Source organism: Microcoleus sp. Pol1C5 (assembly GCF_036701115.1).
Classification (GTDB): Bacteria; Cyanobacteriota; Cyanobacteriia; order Cyanobacteriales; family Microcoleaceae; genus Microcoleus.
The window spans coordinates 58,854-77,005 of sequence record NZ_JAUBQE010000009.1; the positions used below are offsets into that span (position 1 = coordinate 58,854).

General features: G+C 47.5%; 11 protein-coding genes. 2 read left to right on the forward strand and 9 right to left on the reverse strand.

Annotated elements, in window-relative coordinates; genetic code table 11:
- Positions 1-319: 319 nt before the first annotated feature.
- Entirely contained in the window at positions 320-3,448 is a 3,129-nt protein-coding gene (gene ppc / locus QUA23_RS07300) for a phosphoenolpyruvate carboxylase (RefSeq protein ID WP_333073615.1), read from the forward strand.
- 137 nt (positions 3,449-3,585) lie between these two features.
- Complete coding sequence (locus tag QUA23_RS07305; RefSeq protein WP_333073616.1) at positions 3,586-4,722, forward strand: phosphodiester glycosidase family protein; 1,137 nt, start codon at positions 3,586-3,588, stop codon at positions 4,720-4,722.
- A 144-nt stretch (positions 4,723-4,866) separates the two neighbouring features.
- On the opposite strand, the gene QUA23_RS07310 is transcribed toward QUA23_RS07305, so the two are convergent.
- The 9 genes from QUA23_RS07310 to recN all read right to left on the reverse strand — a co-directional run bounded on the left by QUA23_RS07310 (position 4,867) and on the right by recN (position 18,087).
- The gene (locus QUA23_RS07310; RefSeq protein WP_445243473.1) at positions 4,867-5,424 is read right to left on the reverse strand and encodes an HPP family protein; all 558 of its coding nucleotides are present in this window, start codon (positions 5,422-5,424) and stop codon (positions 4,867-4,869) included.
- 399 nt (positions 5,425-5,823) lie between these two features.
- Positions 5,824-6,390: a diheme cytochrome C gene (locus tag QUA23_RS07315; protein WP_333073619.1), complete on the reverse strand. Its 567-nt coding sequence runs from the start codon at positions 6,388-6,390 to the stop codon at positions 5,824-5,826.
- 20 nt (positions 6,391-6,410) lie between these two features.
- Positions 6,411-7,319, reverse strand: coding sequence for an MBL fold metallo-hydrolase (locus QUA23_RS07320; protein WP_333073621.1), 909 nt, complete (start codon positions 7,317-7,319; stop codon positions 6,411-6,413).
- A gap of 523 nt (positions 7,320-7,842) precedes the next feature.
- Positions 7,843-8,355, reverse strand: a complete 513-nt coding sequence (locus QUA23_RS07325) for an inorganic diphosphatase (protein WP_006634582.1) — start codon at positions 8,353-8,355, stop codon at positions 7,843-7,845.
- A gap of 311 nt (positions 8,356-8,666) precedes the next feature.
- A complete protein-coding gene (locus QUA23_RS07330) occupies positions 8,667-10,025 on the reverse strand; it encodes a serine/threonine-protein kinase (protein ID WP_333073623.1) in 1,359 nt (452 codons plus the stop codon).
- A 19-nt stretch (positions 10,026-10,044) separates the two neighbouring features.
- Positions 10,045-11,388 (reverse strand): serine/threonine-protein kinase, encoded by a 1,344-nt coding sequence (locus QUA23_RS07335; protein WP_333073625.1) that lies wholly within the window; start codon positions 11,386-11,388, stop codon positions 10,045-10,047.
- Positions 11,389-11,546: 158 nt separating this feature from the next.
- The gene (locus QUA23_RS07340) at positions 11,547-12,095 is read right to left on the reverse strand and encodes an inorganic pyrophosphatase (protein WP_333040883.1); all 549 of its coding nucleotides are present in this window, start codon (positions 12,093-12,095) and stop codon (positions 11,547-11,549) included.
- A 453-nt stretch (positions 12,096-12,548) separates the two neighbouring features.
- Complete coding sequence (locus QUA23_RS07345) at positions 12,549-15,728, reverse strand: GAF domain-containing protein (RefSeq protein ID WP_333073627.1); 3,180 nt, start codon at positions 15,726-15,728, stop codon at positions 12,549-12,551.
- Between the two features lie 604 nt (positions 15,729-16,332).
- A complete protein-coding gene (recN, locus tag QUA23_RS07350; RefSeq protein WP_333073630.1) occupies positions 16,333-18,087 on the reverse strand; it encodes a DNA repair protein RecN in 1,755 nt (584 codons plus the stop codon).
- Positions 18,088-18,152 lie beyond the last annotated feature (65 nt).

The window sequence follows — 18,152 nt, forward strand, 5'->3', positions numbered from 1 at the left end:
GAGATAAAAATTTTCGACCCTAGTTCAACTTCCCAGAGTCATCTTGGGAGTAAATCTCAAAGTGTTCGACGCGATCGCTCGCCGAACGTCTGACGCCGATCGTCTAAAATCTAAAATCGCCACTCAACTGATATGAAAGCTTGACAATAGGTACAATCTGTGGTCTAAAAATTTATTTTTCCTTATACTTTGTACATAAGTGCCTTCTACTTTCTACGTTGCAATAAGTTGTCTCAAATTTGACTGCAAACAAAAGTGTTTTAGGCGAAACTAAACCATACAATTTTCTTGACACCCGCAGCTATTGAGGAACAGCCCGATGAGTTCAGTCCTCCAGTCTTCAGAACAGGCTATTATTGATGCAACATCTATTTCCCATTCTCCCGCTTACTCAAAATCAGACCTGTTTCTGCGAAATCGCCTCAAAGTTGTAGAGGACTTGTGGGAATCGGTGCTGCGACAGGAGTGCGGGCAGGAATTGGTGGATTTGCTCCAACAAATGCGATCGGTCAATTCCGCCGAGGGACAAGCCACTCACTTTCGCGAGTCGAATGTCGTACAGCTAATCGAAAAGCTCGACCTCAACGCCGCCATCCGTGCCGCTAGGGCTTTTGCACTGTATTTTCAGTTGATCAACATTGTCGAACAGCACTACGAACAGCGAGACCAACAGCTAGCTTACGCTAGCAGCAACGACGCTGGTGGGCGGATGTTTTCTAAGCTGCCAGGACAAGCAACGGATGCCCCCGATCGCCCGCGCCACAGGGAAGGCCCCGGCCCCGCCCAAATGGCTTTGAGCAAGGCAGACAGCAACGAGACGATCACTCGTGATGCCGGCACTTTTCACCAACTGTTCCCGATGTTGCTGCGCTTGAACGTACCCAGCCAGCAAATTCAGCGCTTGATCGATCAGTTGGACATCCGCTTAGTATTCACCGCTCACCCGACAGAAATTGTCCGCCACACAATCCGCACCAAACAGCGACGAATGGCGAAGATTCTCCAACAGCTAGACCAAGTTGACGAGAAATTTCAGGTAATCGGGACCGACCCTCAAAGCCCCTACCCGGTGTCTTGCTGGGAAGCGGCGGCTCTCCAAGAGCAACTGATGGAAGAAATTCGCCTCTGGTGGCGCACTGACGAACTGCACCAGTTCAAGCCGACTGTGCTTGACGAGGTGGAGTACACTCTGCACTACTTTGATGAAGTGTTGTTTGATGCAATTCCAGAACTCTACCACCGACTCAAGCAAGCGCTGCACGCTTCTTATCCTTACCTGAAACCGCCGAGTTACAATTTTTGCAAATTCGGTTCTTGGGTAGGTTCCGACAGAGACGGCAATCCTTCTGTGACTCCGAAAGTTACTTGGCAAACCGCTTGCTATCAGCGCCATTTGGTGCTGTGTAAGTACATCAACGCCGTGAAGCGGCTGAACGAACTTTTGAGTTTGTCGCTGCACTGGAGCGACGTGCTGCCGGAATTGCTCGAATCTCTCGATCGCGACAAATCGGAATTCCCGGAGGTTTACGAGCAATGGGCAATCCGCTATCGGCAAGAACCTTATCGGTTGAAGCTGGCCTACGTGCAGCAGCGACTGGAAAATACGCGCGATCGTAATTGGCGGCTCTACAAAGGAGACGAGTTGCAGCGGGAACGCGAAGCTTTGTCGGAAAATCCCGGAATGACTGGCCTTTATCGATCGGGTACTGAGTTTTTGACTGAGTTGCAGCTCATCGAGCGGAATTTAGTCGAAACAGGTTTGAGCTGTCGGGACTTGGAAAATCTGCTCTGCCAAGTAGAAATTTACGGATTTAATTTGGCTTACTTAGATATCCGCCAAGAGTCCACAGTACACTCCGACGCTTTGAGCGAAATTGCTGAATACTTGCAAATTTTGCCCAAGCCTTACAATCAAATGTCGGAATGCGATCGAATTATTTGGCTCGCAACTGAACTGCAAACTCGCCGCCCTTTAATTCCAGCAGAATTGCCGTTTTCTCCCAAAACTTGCGAGACGATTAATACCTTCCGAATATTGCGGCAAATGCAGCAGGAGTTTGGCCCGGAAATTTGCCAAACTTACGTCATTAGCATGAGCCACGATGTCAGCGATTTACTGGCAGTTTTGCTGTTAGCAAAAGAAGCCGGACTTTACGATCCGGCGACAGGAATTAGCAGCATTCAAGTAGTTCCCCTGTTTGAAACGGTGGAAGATTTGAAAAAAGCGCCGGAAGTAATGCAAAAAATATTTGATCTGCCGCTTTATCGAGCTTTGCTAATAGGAGGATACGCGCAGGAACGAGCGGAAAAAAGCGAAGAAAATATCCAATGTCCAATCGACACTCTCAAATTGCAAGAGGTGATGCTGGGCTATTCCGACAGCAATAAAGATTCTGGTTTCCTCAGCAGCAATTGGGAAATCCACAAAGCTCAAAAGGCTTTGCAAATGGTTGCGGAAAAATACAATGTAGAGTTGCGGATTTTTCACGGCAGAGGCGGTTCGGTAGGGCGCGGCGGCGGGCCTGCTTACAAGGCAATTTTGGCTCAGCCTGGAAAGAGTATTAGCGGGCGAATTAAGATTACCGAACAAGGCGAGGTTTTGGCTTCTAAATATTCTTTGCCGGAGTTGGCCCTTTACAATTTGGAAACTGTGGCGGCGGCGGTAATTCAAGCTAGTTTGCTGCACACTGGCTTTGATGGCATCGACCCTTGGAATGAGATTATGGAGGAGTTGTCGGTTAGATCGCGATCGCACTACCGCCATTTAATCTACGAACAGCCGGATTTAGTCGATTTCTTCCACCAAGTTACCCCGATTCAAGAAATCAGCCAGTTGCAAATTAGTTCTCGCCCGGCCCGTCGCGGTGGCAAAAAAGACATCAGCGGTTTGCGAGCAATTCCGTGGGTGTTTAGCTGGACTCAAAGCCGCTTTTTACTTCCTTCTTGGTACGGTGTAGGCACAGCTTTGCAAGAGTTTTTGCTAGAGGAACCGGAAGAACACATGAAACTTTTGCAGTATTTCTACTTGAAATGGCCATTTTTTAGAATGGTAATTTCTAAGGTGGAAATGACTTTATCTAAGGTGGATTTGCAGATTGCAGAACACTACGTGCAGGAGTTAGCTTTGCCGGCTGACAAGGAGCGTTTTAAGGCTTTATTCGATCAAATTGCGACCGAATTTCACTTGATTCGCGATTTGGTTTTAACGATTACCGGACACCAACGTTTGTTGGATGGAGATCCGTCGCTGCAGCGTTCGGTGCAGTTGCGAAATGCGACGATTGTGCCTTTGGGTTTGTTGCAAGTTTCGCTGCTGAAACGCTTGCGGCAGCACGGTAGTGGCGGGGTTCCGGGGGTGATTCACTCGCGTTACAGCAAGGGTGAATTGTTGCGGGGAGCTCTGCTGACGATTAATGGTATTGCTGCAGGGATGCGGAATACCGGCTAGGGAAATAGTTTTGAGTTTTGAATGAGTGGTAAGGTGCGCCGCAGCGCACCTTGCTACTGGTAGTTTCAGAATTCGCGCGATCGCCCATTGTAGTCACAGCCAGAGGAAAGTGTTCGCTATCCTAGCTGAGATTTTTTATGTCTAAACGCAAACAGTCTGAACGTTGTCGCCCGATACTGCGGCGCACTTTTTTATTTTTAACGGGCATAGCTTTGGCGCGGGTTGCGGCTGACTATTTTGCGATCGCCCAAAACCGAGAGAGTTTCTTGACTCTCGCGGGTCAACTGTGGCAAAAGTCACTCGCTTTTTTATCAAGTATACAATCAAATCAAACTCCTCCACATCTCCCTAACAATCCCATTGTAAAATCTGCCAAAACCAATCAACCTCTGCGGAGTAATCCAATTGTAAAATCGCCAGAAAGTTCTCCTGCTGCGTCGCAGTCTCAACCTCAAATTCTCAAACGTTCCGCTAAGCAAGCAAAACCCGTACAACTCAGCCGCCAAAATGTAGCTGGCGCAAGTTTTTATCTAACAACTATTGACCTCGCCGACCCAGAAATTTACATCACAATTGGGTTAGCTAATAATGCAGATTTTGCAAATACTTCTAAAGTAACGCGGGGTGACGAACCTTTTGAAAATATGGTGTCGCGTTACCGGGCTGCTGTTGTTGCTAACGGGACTTTTTTTGGTAAAGATGAGCAGAAATCTGTGCTGGGAAATATGGTGGCAGCGGGTAAGTTTCTGAAGTACAGCCGATGGGAAAATTACGGCACGACTTTGGGAATTAAAGCGGGAAATCAATTGGAAATGGTGACGGCGAGAATCGAAGGTAAGCCGGATTGGAGTCAACATTGGTTTTCTCTGACTTGTGGGCCGAGATTGGTAAAAGGGGGGAAAGTTTGGCTGTCTCCTTTATCGGAAGGTTTTAAAGATTCTCATGTTTTGGGCGTGGGGTCGAGAACGGCGATCGGCTTTCCGGCTTCCAGAGATAAGTTATTTTTGGTGACTTTTCTTGATAGTTTGTCTTTGGAAGCAGAAGCTAAAGTTATGCAGGCGATCGGCTGTTTTGAAGCGATGAATTTGGACGGGGGCGCTTCGGTGGGTTTGGCTCATCAAGGGGAGATTTTATTGCCGCCGGGGCGGAATTTGACGAATGTGCTGGTGGTTTACGATCGCGAATATCGAGCGCCGGCTCAGCTAAAGGAGTCCTGGGAACGCTTTCAAAAGGGATCTCGACCTTCCCCCGATCCGTCCGTTTTTTTTGATTGATCTAGCAGAAGAAAGTTCGGCAACCAAGCACGCGATCGGGATGTAATTGATGGAAGAAAGAAGTCCGATGGAAGTCAGAATCGAGGGAGCATCCCGATTTTGGGTAGTGCTCCCGAGGGAAGGATGAGAGAATTAGAGATAATGCTATAACCAGTGCTGGGGATACGTCCTTTCTGCCGCTAAATTATTAAAGATGACGGCGCACAAGACCAAAATTATTGATCCCTCAAAAGCAGGTGTTAGCAAAAATTTCCAGTCTGGTTTGGTCATCATGACGACTAAGGCAACTGCTCCCGAAGGCGGATGTAGAGTTCGCGTAATCTGCATAATTCCGATCGCAGTAGAAACAGCCATTCCCATCGCCCAGGGAGAAGAACCGAGAAAATGCAGAATCATTAAACTGGTGAGAGCAGCTAAGAAATTGCCCCCAATGACATTCCGGGGTTGAGCCAAAGGGCTGTCAGGGACACCAAAGATCAGAACGCTTGTAGCACCAAACGGAGCCATTAGTAAAGGAGAATTAGTTTTTACAGCAAGATAGGACGTTGCAGTAATTGCCAAAAAACTGCCAATCCAACTCCAAAAAATATGCCGAGGATGAGGTCTGTCTATTGGGCAGGTCAATGAACACGAGCGCCATCTCCCAAAGGTTTTAAACCAATAACTTTCCCATTTCAGTCGAATTTTTTTACTGTCAATCATAAATTAGGTTACTTGATAACCAGGCTTCTTAAATTGTCGGAACTAGCCTCCGGTAAAGTTAAGATATCATAACAATTGCTCAAAAAGTAGCTAAAGGCACAGATTTTTTACTTGTATGCCACTCAAGCAGCAGCTAACCACTCGCTGGGAACCCACTAGCAAGTTTGGTCGGTTTGGCAACAGACGTTATCGGCAGTCGCACAACTTCACCGTTAGCCGTCAGAGTTATTGATGAGGGTAAAGCCAGAGGTTATTTGTAAGGTGCGATGCCCAGTAAGCACAAATTGAAAGATCGCACCCACACTTTGGATAAGTCTCTAGGTCAGAATGCGATCGCCGTTTTCTGGTTAGTGCGATCGTCTCCCTCGCACTCCGATATAATTACGAATTTAATCTTCGTTACGGAGAGTTTTGCCACTCGGCGGTAAGCTTGCGGAAATTGTATTGAGACGCGCCGGGGTGACAAGTAACGCAACTGCTGATATTTGCGGGTTGTGGCAGTTTGACTTTGGGGTGCAGTGCTTTGAAATAGCGAGAACTGGCGACTCGGTAGGCGAGTTCTTCGTCTTTTGCTTGGGGACGGGAAAAAGTTTGCAGGTAGTTCCAGACTAGCAGGCGGGGCGGGTCTACTAGCAGTTTGAGGGTTTGTCCGTAGTGTTGGGGATCTTGCAGCAATCGGCGCCAAGTTTCTGTAGGTAAGACTTGCGGCGGTAAAGCGATGTGACAGGTGGCGCAGTTTTCTAGGTACAGTTGCTGTCCGAGTTGGTAGCGTTCGGGTATGCGATCGACTGTACCAGTATCCTCGATCGAAGAAACCTGAGCAAGTCGCGCGGGAGTGCCAGAATAGGCAGTCTGAGCTGCAACCCATCCGCCGCAGGTACAACAGATAATTATCAATACTAGCAACGTTGAGTAAAGCCCCCGCAAGCCTACTCTGCGACGTTTGCGGGGTTTTTCCTGTTTCATAATTCTGAATTTATTTTTGGTTAAATCACTGGTATGCTCATGCCTTCGCGGGCTAAGCAACTATTGGCGAAAACTGCCTGCACCTCTGCTTCTGTACGATCGAGAAAATTGTCGTCGTGACCCGGATCGTGGTGAAACATCACGATTTTTTTGACTCCAGCAGCTTTCGCTACTTCTACTCCTGCTTGCCAAGTCGAGTGTCCCCAGCCGACTTTCGGGGTTTTGAAGTCGTAATACTCTTCGTTGGTGTAGTTGGCGTCATAAATCAGCACGTCGGCGTTGCGAGCTAGGTGTACCACATTGTCGTCTAGGCGATCGGGAAAATGTTCTGTATCGGTGCAGTAGACGGCCGTGTGTCCCTCCCAGGTGACTCGATATCCGATCGCAGTGTTGGGATGGTTGAGCAATGCCGTTTCTATTTTCACATCGTCGAGTTCGAGAATATCCCCAGGGGTCAAATCGTTGAATTTGAGGTCTGACTGCATTACCTGGATGGGGACGGGAAAATTTGGGTGCAGCATTTGGTCGGCAAGACGGTGTTTGATGGTAGTGCCGTTGGGGGCGATCGCACCGTAAATGTGAAAGCAGTTCCCTGGGATAAAGGCGGGAGTAAAGAACGGAAACCCTTGAATATGATCCCAGTGAGTATGACTAAAAAACATATGGGCTTCCACTGGCATTTGCCGCAGCAGGTTGAGGCCGAGAACTCGCAGGCCAGTACCGCCGTCAAAGATCAGGCGTTTTTTACCCAAGCGCATTTCTACACAGGAGGTGTTACCTCCGTAGCGAAGTGTTTTGGTGCCGGGGGTGGCTATGCTGCCCCGCACGCCCCAAAACTGAACGACAAACTCGGTCAAAGGACTATTTTCCATTGTGGCTTTGCGATCGGAAGGCTGTGAATTGGGTAGAGAGGGTGCGGAATCTGGCATTTTTTTTAGTTTTGGCGGCAGGAACTTGGAGTTGAAATCTTAGTTTTTAGTTTTTAGTTTTTAGTTTTTAGCAATCTGTACTATAATCAAGCGCTTTATCGGCAAACCATCCGAGTGCCGAACACTTTGGCTGTTAGAATTCTCAACCTTACCGATTCGTGTAAGAGATGTCACGCTTGAGAGATTATTTTTTTCATCCTGCGGGCTGCCCGGCGTGTTCTGTGTTCTGAGATTAAGATAGCGCCGATCTATCTAAGTGTTAGGGTAAAATTTCCTCAAACGTAGAACGCATTCCCCTGGCGTATAATTTGCGCTTAATCTTACTCTAGGAGTAGTATTTTTTTCAAGATTGCGGCCGGGGTGGGGTTTTGAGGAATGCCGTTCCGGTGACTCGGCATTCACGATTGATTAGACCTTCTAGCTACCCGTTCCTCGACTGCATCCCTAGACGTGCAGCGGTCGCCTTAAGTTCGGCCTCCTGAGTTTTTAGTCGGGTTGTAGTCGAGGAGTGCGGGTTAGGGGCTTATTTGCGATCGGCTGCGATGCACTTTTCCACTAAGGGCATGACTTGATCGACATCTTGCCAACCCAGAATTTCCGTGACTTTTTTTTCCAAATTTTTGTAGGTTCTAAAAAATTCGGCTATTTCGTCCAACCGGTGGGGGGCTACGTCTTTGAGGGACTTATAGTGAGCGTAGCGGGGGTCTTTGTCGGGAACGCACAGCAGTTTTTCGTCCCTGTCACCTCCATCGATCATTTCCAGCATTCCGATCGGACGGGCTGCGATTATGCACCCTGGAAATGTGGGCTCATCCATCATTACCATGCCGTCGAGGGGGTCGCCATCATCGGCTAAGGTATTGGGTATGAAGCCGTAGTCGCACGGATATTGGACTGAGGAAGAAAGCACCCGATCGAGAGCAAAGGCTTGCAAGTCTTTATCAAATTCGTACTTGTTTTTGCTACCGGCGGTAATTTCGATGAGGACGTTGAGCAGTCCTGGTTTCGGCTGTGCCGGAATTAGCGATAAGTCCACAACAATATCTCCAAGTTAACAGATGATTGGGATGAGTGCTACTTGCCAAATCCCTTTGATAGCATTTTACGGGTGATCGGGGCCGACGGTTGCATGAGATTGACCGAAAGCGGACGAGTGCGATCGGGGTTACACAATTTGAGGATGAGGCTTGTGGGGTGTCCCGCCTGTTGGGAAAATACACGGGAGGGGCGGGACGCCCATCCCACAGTTTGAGGGGGCTATGGTTTGAGAGGGCGATCGGGATATACAGCATTTTTCAAGTTTCAAGAGTGTACCTCACATATCTGAAAAATGCTGTATTTTCAGAATCATTTATTCTTTTTACTTTCTGTTTGGGTTATTTTAATTTTTAATCCCAACCACTGGCTCAGTTCACTTGCTAACCACTTTATTTCTGATTCACTTAGTCCCTGTTTCACTCCCAGTCGATATTTTTTGTCTGTTTGAATAATCACCTCAGAAAGATTGTCTCCAATTTTTTCAATTTCCAACTGCCCAATGTGCTGCCTGGGAGCTGGCTGGAAATGATTCCATCTCAGCCCCAGCAGATGGCTGCTATAGGATATTTGTTTGCGATTGATTACCAGATGCAATTCCCGAAATAGTGCAAAGATCGACATTACTCCAGCCGCTCCTAAAAAACTGCCTGAAATCATCCTCAAAACCCATAGATTTATCGGGATTTTGTAATAATTAGTCCACAATGCGATACTCGCAGCAACCGCACCCGAAAGTATGGAAACCCAATCAAAAGCGAATCCATGTGGCGGCATTACAATCTCTATAAACTCGGAATTTTTCGTTAATTTAATATCGGTGCCTGGCGGCTGCACGGGCATAATACTTTTGGAGATCTCGCGGGGATTTGCCAGCGAGTTCCATGCTTCCCCAGCCGAAGATAACCGTTTTTCCAAACTCGGTTCTGTCATCCACTCCAACCAATCAATTAAATTAGGATTGAGGTACGCGGCTCGATCGGCAAATAGAATTTTTAAATCCTGCTGCGACAGTTCGGTGGGATGCAAACCCGTTACCAAATAAATTAAAGTCGCACCCAAACCGTACAAATCCGAAGCCGGAACGGATCGCCCGCCAAATTGTTCCGGCGCCATATATCCGTAGGTTCCCACTACTGTAATCGTACCGCCAAATTTTGCAGCTTGGTTCTGCACCGAACCGAAATCAACTAAATAAACTTGTCCGACAGTGTGACCGGATCTGTTGTGCAGTAAAATATTGCTGGGTTTAATATCGCGGTGGATGACAGGGGGATTGCGATCGTGCAAATAAATCAAAATTTCTAACAGCGATTTAGCTAATTCTTTTACCTCGCTTTCGCTAAAATTACGGCCCGCTCGCAAATGCTCTTCTAAAGTTTTTCCCCCTACATAAGTCTGTACCAAGGCAAATCCTTTACTGTCTGGTTCGTCAATTTCCAGGTAATCGAGGTAGCGGGGAATTGCTGGGTGAGAAAGCGTTTTTAAAGTTTCCGCTTCCCGTTCAAATAGTTTGATGTCTTGCCATTCAAAATCGCTGCCGAGGAAGAGCTGTTTGATGACAACTAATTCTTGAGTTTCCAAATCGCGAGCTAGCAGTGTTTGGCGACCAGTTTTTTTTCCCAGTTGCCGCTGCATTTCGTAGCGTTCTGCTAATATTTTGCCAGTCATTTTTTTCTATTAATTTAAATTAAAGTCCACTTTCTTTTTGATACCACCGGGCAAAAGACTTGCTACCTATCCCCATTGACAGCCCTGCAATGAGCGATGGTGCCACAACTACAAAAATATAATCAGTCAATGAGGGTACATAACTAAACGTATCGTCCCAAGGGTCAAAAAAAATAGACTCCAAACCTAGCGTTTTCATAAAGAGGATGCTTGTAAAAGTACAGATTGCCATACCTATCGCAGTTAAAACCTGTCGGTGAAGCTGGGGATTAGTTAGGGGAAAAAACCACACGATCGTCACAAGTGAGATGATAATTCCGTTCTCCAAACCCAGCATTGCGCCGAGAAAAAAGCCGAGGATTCCTCCTGCAACTGTCCCCAGAATCGGTAACAGAAAGGTAGCGTAAAATGCTGCACAAATTCCTACAGCTATAGCTCCTGTCCCAGTGCTGCGCCAAATCGCAGTTGCGAACAACCTGCCGCTACTCACAATTTTCCCCATTCTCAATGTTTGGGAATATTTATTTATTTGCTGCGGTTTTTCTAGAACTTCTTTTGCGATCTGGGCTGAGGTGGGACGGCGTTCTAAACTGGGATGTGTCATCCACTTCAGCCAATTGGTAAAACCTGGACTCAGTTGGCTGAATTGCTCGAATTCGATCTGCAAATCTTGTTGCGGTAAATCGGCAGGATGCTGCTTGGTAATTAAGGCGATTAATGTTGCTCCCAAGCCGTACAAGTCGGAAGCGGGAACCGCCCTCCCGCCAAATTGTTCGGGCGGCATATAGCCATAAGTTCCGACAACGGTGACTGTTTTTCCTTGTTGGGTTGCTAGGGTTTGAACTGCACCGAAATCGACTAGGTAGACTTCCCCGACGCTGTTGCCCGATCGATTCTTGAGTAAAATATTGCTGGGCTTAATGTCGCGGTGAATCACCGGGGGCTGTCGCTGGTGCAGGTATGCGAGGATGTCTAATAATGCTGTGGCTAATTGTTTGACTTCGCTTTCGCTGAAGCTGCGGCCGTCTGAAAGATATTCTTGTAGGGATTTGGCTTCGATGTAAGTCTGAACTAGGGCGAATCCTTTGCGGTTGGGGGTGTCGATTTCAAAGGAGTCTAGATATCGAGGAATTGCAGGATGGGATAGGGATTTTAAGGTTTCGACTTCTCGCTCGAACAGTTTTAAGTCTTCCCAGTTAAAGTCGCTGCTGAATGAGAGGAGTTTGACTACTACTTGCTGTTGCGTTTTTAAGTCGCGGGCGAGTAAAGTTTGCCGTCCTGCTTGCTTGCCGAGCCGCCGATCGCACTGATAGCGATCGGCTAATATTTCTTTTGACAAATCGCCGATGTTTTGTCCGCTCATGTTCTCTTGCCCTAGAACCGATTAAACCTAGTGTAGTTGACAAAAGTGCAATAATCGGAAATCTTCGGGCTACGGCAAAAAAAATTTTCTGTCAAAGAGCAACCGCCTTTAAGAGCCAGCGATCGCACCATCAAGACCCGCCTGAGTTAAGCTTAAATTTAATTTTGGATTTGCTTGTAAAGTGACTGCACTACGTCGAGCAGACTCAAGACTTGTTGCCATTCGGGGGCATCGGGGTTGTAGCTTTTGGCGCGCTGAGTTTTCAAACTGTGGTGCAAGAGGGAAAGCAGCTCGTCTGGAGACTGTAAGGAATTTTCATCTTCATCTGCTGGGGTTTGGGCTGCATTTTCTTCGATATCTTCTTTAATTTTTTGTGCTCTATCGGCGAGGGCTAAAGATCTGCCTGCCAGGTTTTCCGGCATTTTGGGCTGTTCGGACAAAGACGCGCTGGTTAGTTCTACCAATAGTTGACAGACTCGATCAACCCATTCGTGATCGTTTACTGAAAAGGAACCAGATTTGAACACTTGCCCGTCAGGTCTTTGCTGAATGCTTTGTACCTTCTGGATCAGAGGGATAGCCTTAACAGTGATGTTTTCCGGGATTCTGGGGATATCTGACAAGGAGCTCCGAGCAATCTCCAGCAATAGTTGGTAAACCTGATCTACCCACTCAACATCTCCCGATTGCGAATTCCAATTATTCATAACTGACGCTAGTGGTTTTCTATATCTAAGACTAGAACATTGATTATCTGCGAAGTCAGCTCTTTTTAGGAGCCGCTAACGCTATTAAGACTTACGCGGGCGGGGTGAGAAACCCGGTTTTTGAGCGGATGTTTCGTCGCCTTTCTCCAAGATTTTTCTCAGAAACCGGGTAACGCTGCTGCCAGCCCTAACTATTTTTAAGCGCTTCAAATAATAGAAGTGCTAAGTTTGTTGCGGTAGGTAGTGCGAACGAAACACGTAGGGCGAAACCCCGGCATCTCGCTTGCGAATTAAAATCCGGTTATATAACCATAATACCTGTTGGAGCTTATTTACAATTATCTCAATGGGATATTAAGGTTAATTGGTGGTGGGATGGGAGGCGCACCCCCGATCGCGATCGCCCCCGCCCCGAACCCTGACGCCACGGCCAGCATTTGCTGTGGGCTACTGCTATTTTTCTGTGAGATTCCACACACCATCCCAGTTGAGTACGTCTGAAAACCCATGTTGAAATAACATACAGCGATCGATGTGCAATTTAGCTGCCTTGTTTTTCGGGTCAACTTTCAGAACGGCGTCAAATTCGCGTTCAGCGTCTTTAAAGGCTTGCTTGGCTTTTGGTTCTAAGGCTTTCTTAAACTCGCTCAGCAGTTTTTTCACCCGATCGAGTCCCAGGTTTTCAAATTCCTCCTCTAACATTTCTGCAACTGTCTCGCAGGCCCGACTTTTAATTTTCGCCTGCAATAGCTGCCTGATATCTGCAGGTTTCAGCCTCTTAATTTGGGGATTTGATGGTTCTAAGATGTCTGCTTCCAAGAGTTTTTTGACTTCGCCTTCTTGCAAGTATTTAATATCGTCTGCTGATAGCGGCTTGATTTTTGCTTGCAGCAGCATTTTGGCTTCGTCTTCCGAGAGGTTTTTGATTCCTTCCAATTTCAGCAGTTGGATTTCTGGCTGCAACAGTACGATGAGTTTGTCTGATTCCGACAGGTTTTTCGGGTCGTACTCTGACAACTTTTTCAGTTGATATAACAGGTTCTTGAGTTCGTGTTCCAACTGTTGCTCTAGAGTGTAGGACAGTTTCTTAATCTCTGCCTCTGGCATTTCGGCGACATCCTTTAAGATGTTTTTCACCTCACTTCCTGAGAGTCTTTGGCTAACTGGAGTTTTGTAATATTCGCGCCCCCTGGTGTAATGTTCTATAACTTGTTGCTGTGTTTCGGTTAGTGACTTGCCCACTGGCGAGTATCCCTCGCGGATGCCGACGAGTTCGTAAACGATTACGGGTTCGCTTTTGCCTTTGACAGTAATAAAGTCGAGTTCTCGCACGTAGAGCCGATCGGCATAATCTCTGTAAGTATTGTCGCTGATGATCAAGTCGGTGCCGTACTGCTTGCTAGCGCCTTCTAAGCGAGAGGCGAGGTTAACGCCGTCTCCTATAGAAGTCAATTCCATGCGTTTGCTACTACCGATGTTGCCGCTGACAACTTCATCGGAATGCACGCCCATACCGATGCCGATCGGCAATTCCCCATGTGCCATACGCTCTCGATTAAACTCAGCCAGTTTTTCCCGCATTTTCACTGCCGTTTGCATGGCGCACCAAGCATGATCCTCTAGGGGCGCTGGAGAGCCAAAAACTGCCATCAGAGCGTCACCGATGTATTTGTCGAGAGTCCCTCCGTACTCGAATACGACATCTACCATCACTTCAAAATATTTGTTGAGCATCACTACCACTTCTTCGGCCTGCAATTTTTCCGTAAGTGTGGTATAGCTGCGAATGTCTGAGAACAGCACCGAAACGTTTTTGCGTTTACCGCCCAATCCAGTATCGCCTGAAGCTAGCAAAGCTTCAGCTACTTCTGGAGTCATGTAACGGTACATCAAGTTTTTGATTTGCTTGGCGCTGCTAATATCTTCCATGACGACTAACGCGCCGTTGACCTTGTTGGGGTCGGTAGCGTCAGTCATTGAATTAATCGAGAGATTGATACTCTGCCCTTCTCCTTCCAAGGATAGTAAAACTTGATCGGGGTAATACTGCTGGCGGTCCTTATCGTCTTCGGGAGACAAAGACGCATCAAACCATTTGGCAAAATCGCCTTTTTCTAACTTAATTAACTCGCGCAAAGATTGACCTTCGGCTAATTCAGCCTCGCTGACACCCAGTAATTTTTTGGCACTAGGATTTGTCGCTACTATATTGCCTTTTTTATCTGTAGAAATCACCCCGTTAGTCAGGGCGTGCAGCATATCTTTTTGTCTTTGTTCTTGCTGTTTGACTTCAGCAAACAGTTTGGCGTTTTGTAGGGCGACTCCTGCTTGGATGTTAAACACCTTCATAAATTCCATGTCGTTGCGATTGAAACTCGCTTTCCACTGATCGGGGGCGTGCGGCCAATCTTCCCGGTTGTAGGGGGGGTATTCTCCTTGTTGTCGTTTTTTATTAACTAATTGGGTGACGCCAATCAATTTTTGGTCTGAGTTAAACACTGGCATACAAAGCATACTGCAAGTGCGGTAGCCAGTTTGTTTGTCTATTTTTTTTGCATTTTCGGCGCGGGGGTCGTCGTATACATCAAAGGGAATCAACAGCGGTTCGCCGGATTGGGCGACGATGCCTGCAAAACCTGCTGTTCTGGGCATGCGAATTTCTTGAAGTTGACCTGTTGTAATCAGGATTTTCGTCCAGAGTTCGTCTTTATCTTCATCGATCAGCCACAGGGTGCTGCGATCGGCGTTCATCAGTTCTTGGGCCTGATCCATCACGCTTTTTAGGGTATCTTCTAAGTCTAGACTGCTCTTAGAAAGGGCGGTGACGGCATTGATCAGCGCCGTGGCGGCCCGTTGTTTTTGACTTGCTGCGTAGAATGATTTAGAAGACTCTAGAATTAGGCGAATCGACGGGGCAAATTCTCGAAAAACTTGTTCGTCTTCTTGAGTAAATCCTGCCTTGTCAATCTGTTCCTCTAAAATACCGTAATGTTCGTGGTTGGGCTTGAGTTTATTAATCAGTTGAACGACTGCTACTAACTCTCCTGTTTCTTCGTTGATCAGGGGCATCGCCAGCATTGTATAAGTGCGATACCCTGTTTCTTTGTCAGTTTTTTTTGCGTTAGTCGAGCGGGGGTCGTTATAAAAATCATAAGGAATGTTCACCACTTTTTTTTCCGTGGCTACTTCTCCCGCAATGCCCGCATGGGCGGGAAATCGGAGCTCTAGACTTTTGCCATTTTCGTCTTTAGCGACGATCGCCCAGAGTTCATTCTTTTCTTCGTCTAATAAAAATATCGTGCTGCGAGCGGCATTCAGCAATTCCCCTGTTTTGAGGGTAATCGACTGCAACATTTCATTAAGGATGGCATCGAATCCCTGGCGGTCAAGGATATTGTCGAGCATGCCCAGGGTTTGATTGACAACCTTAAGTTTCTCTTCTACTTCCTTAACTACTACTGTGAAACTTTGCTTATTTAGGGGTGCCAGAACACTGGCGAAGCTTGGTTGGCTTTTGGCAAGTTGACTACTGTTAGAGGAATAGTGAGAAGGCTGTTCGTGATAAATTTTACCTACAACAGCGCCCTCTCTCTCGTTTTCCACTTCTGACACATTGGGAGATGCAGATTTCATAGACCTTTACAGAATCTTAAGCGTAAGGGTTTGTCTCTAAGCTAGGATAGCGGGCAAGTTCATTAGTTAGTCACTTGTCGCACAAAACTCAAGTATGTGTGAAAGTATTTCCCAGTTTACAGAACTCCGGCGACAGGGGAAGGTAAATTCAGTTTGCATGGCTTGCTGGTGAACTGTGGGTGCGACGATAACGCTGCTGTGGTGTTGGTGCACTCTTTTTAGAGAATGCGAATCTTGTTTAAATGGTTTATTAACTGATTTTGACATTGTGCGTGCCTGGTTTAAGTAGGTTCTACCGATCTAAGATCCGATCGCCCGCAGGAACAGGAAAGCGTACTGGCGGGAGGACTGCTGAAAGAGGGGTGGCCTTGTGGGACTAGCTGCAATTGTGACACTACCAGTTGCTAGTGATGTGTGCCCTTCTCTACACAATTGTGGTTTTTAACTCGAATTTCTCTCTATTTTGCTGCTCTTAGCTTTCATCCCCCTAAATTAACGGGGTTTTCAGCTTTTTTTTGTAAAATTTGCGGTTGATATTTTTAGTGTAACCTCCGACTCTGAAAAAACTCCGCCTTTTAACCCCCCGATCGGCTTGAGGGTGCGATCAGGGTTGGGCTGACTGAGTTTGGCGCAATCCGGCGGCTTCGACAAGGAGGGATTCGGCGAAGGCGATTGCTTCTGTTGCTGAGCGGCCACTGGCGAGTTGCGCCAGTTCTTCCCGCCGCTGCTCACTGTTGAGGGAGGACACTCTGACTACTGTGCGTTCGACTGGTTCTGAGTCGGCTGCGGGTTCGCCGACACTTGGTTCTGCTTCAATCGTCTGTTTGTTGACGCGAAAATGAAAATCAGCCATCGCGGCGATCAGCGGCTGGTGGGTGACGCATAGAACTTGGTGTTTGTCCGAGAGTTGGTAGAGTTTTTTGGCGATCGCCCCGGCTACTCTCCCGGAGACTCCGGCGTCGATTTCGTCAAAAATCAGCGTACCGGCACTTTCTATTTGGGAAAAACAGGCTTTGATGGCAAGTAGAAAGCGGCTCATTTCTCCCCCGGAGGCGATCGCGCCTAGGGGTTGCAGAGGTTCGCCCGGATTGGGGCTGAAACAAAAGGCGATTTGGTCGGCACCGGTAGCGGTTGGGGTAGAAGGTGAGATCTCGACTTGAAATTGCACTTTTTCCATTGCTAAGGGCTTAAGTTCTCCTACCAGGTGCGTTTCTAGTTTCAGGGCTGCTTCGCGCCGCAGGGTGGTCAGGTGGCTGCAAGCGTCTTTTAATTGCTCTAAAGCGGTCTGATATGCCAGTTCTAAGGCTTCCATTGACTCGCCTCCTTCTAAAAGTTCATTTAGTTCGTTTTGAATGCTTTGGTAGTAGGCGATCGCTTCTTTGAGCGGCCCGTATTTGCGACAAATTTGTTTGAGTTCCCGAATCCGATCTTCTACTTCTTCGAGTCTTTCGGGATCTGCTTCTAATTGTTCGCCGTAGCTGCTAATTTGCCGGCTGGCTTCTGTGGCTTGAGCTAAAGCATCGCTGACCATTTCTAGGATTGGTTGCAACTGCACATCGTAAACCGCCATGTCGCTTAAAATTACTTCGGCTTTGCTCAACAAGTCGGCGGCTGAGGCGCTGTCGCCGTCGTTTTGGTACAGGGCTTGGTGGACTTGGTAACTCTGCTGCTGCAATTCGACGACGTGGCCCAGCCGGATTGATTCGTGTTCTAGCTGTTCGAGTTCGCCGGCGTCTTCGATATGGGCTTCGCCGAGTTCTCGGACTTGGTATTCTAACAAATCAAGTCTTTGCAGTCGCTGCTGTTCCGACTGACGCCTGCGTTTGAGGGCTGTTTTGGCGTTGTTGGCTCCCAGCCACGCGGAGGCGATGATCGATCGCGCTTCAGTGAGCTTTTTGCCGCCGTATAAATCGAGCCACTCTCGCTGGAGGGTTTCTTGTCCGAGGTGGACGGTTTGGCCTTGGGCGGTAATTTCGACAAGCCGATCGCGCAGTTGATCCATTAACTGGCGGTTGACGAGAATTCCGTTCAAGCGGGATCTGGTGCGTAGAGCACCGCTTGATGCGTTAATTTCCCGGCTGCAAACGGCTAAATTTCCGTCTATGGGTTCGATTTCTTGCTCGCCCAGCCACAAAGCTGCGGCTTTGTCCAATTCAAAGGTAGCTTCCAATATTGCCCGCGCTGCTCCGGTGCGAATCGATCGGCGATCGACTTTCCCGCCCAAAACTGCATCGATCGCATCTAGGATAATCGATTTACCAGCGCCGGTTTCCCCTGTAAATACGTTCAAACTCGGGCCAAATTCTATATCCAGGCAGTCAATTAAGGCAAAGTTTTCTATTCTGAGAGATATTAACATTGGCGATTGAGAATTGCAACAATTTTAGATTTTAGATTTTAGATTGATTAGTAATTTTAATCTAA

What these genes read in the sequence shown, in the direction of transcription:
- recN (WP_333073630.1), bottom strand. Translation starts at nt 18,087, where the DNA reads ATGTTAATATCTCTCAGAATAGAAAACTTTGCCTTAATTGACTGCCTG.
- QUA23_RS07335 (WP_333073625.1), bottom strand. Translation starts at nt 11,388, where the DNA reads ATGAGCGGACAAAACATCGGCGATTTGTCAAAAGAAATATTAGCCGAT.
- QUA23_RS07345 (WP_333073627.1), bottom strand. Translation starts at nt 15,728, where the DNA reads ATGAAATCTGCATCTCCCAATGTGTCAGAAGTGGAAAACGAGAGAGAG.
- QUA23_RS07340 (WP_333040883.1), bottom strand. Translation starts at nt 12,095, where the DNA reads ATGAATAATTGGAATTCGCAATCGGGAGATGTTGAGTGGGTAGATCAG.
- ppc (WP_333073615.1), top strand. Translation starts at nt 320, where the DNA reads ATGAGTTCAGTCCTCCAGTCTTCAGAACAGGCTATTATTGATGCAACA.
- QUA23_RS07315 (WP_333073619.1), bottom strand. Translation starts at nt 6,390, where the DNA reads ATGAAACAGGAAAAACCCCGCAAACGTCGCAGAGTAGGCTTGCGGGGG.
- QUA23_RS07320 (WP_333073621.1), bottom strand. Translation starts at nt 7,319, where the DNA reads ATGCCAGATTCCGCACCCTCTCTACCCAATTCACAGCCTTCCGATCGC.
- QUA23_RS07310 (WP_445243473.1), bottom strand. Translation starts at nt 5,424, where the DNA reads ATGATTGACAGTAAAAAAATTCGACTGAAATGGGAAAGTTATTGGTTT.
- QUA23_RS07330 (WP_333073623.1), bottom strand. Translation starts at nt 10,025, where the DNA reads ATGACTGGCAAAATATTAGCAGAACGCTACGAAATGCAGCGGCAACTG.
- QUA23_RS07305 (WP_333073616.1), top strand. Translation starts at nt 3,586, where the DNA reads ATGTCTAAACGCAAACAGTCTGAACGTTGTCGCCCGATACTGCGGCGC.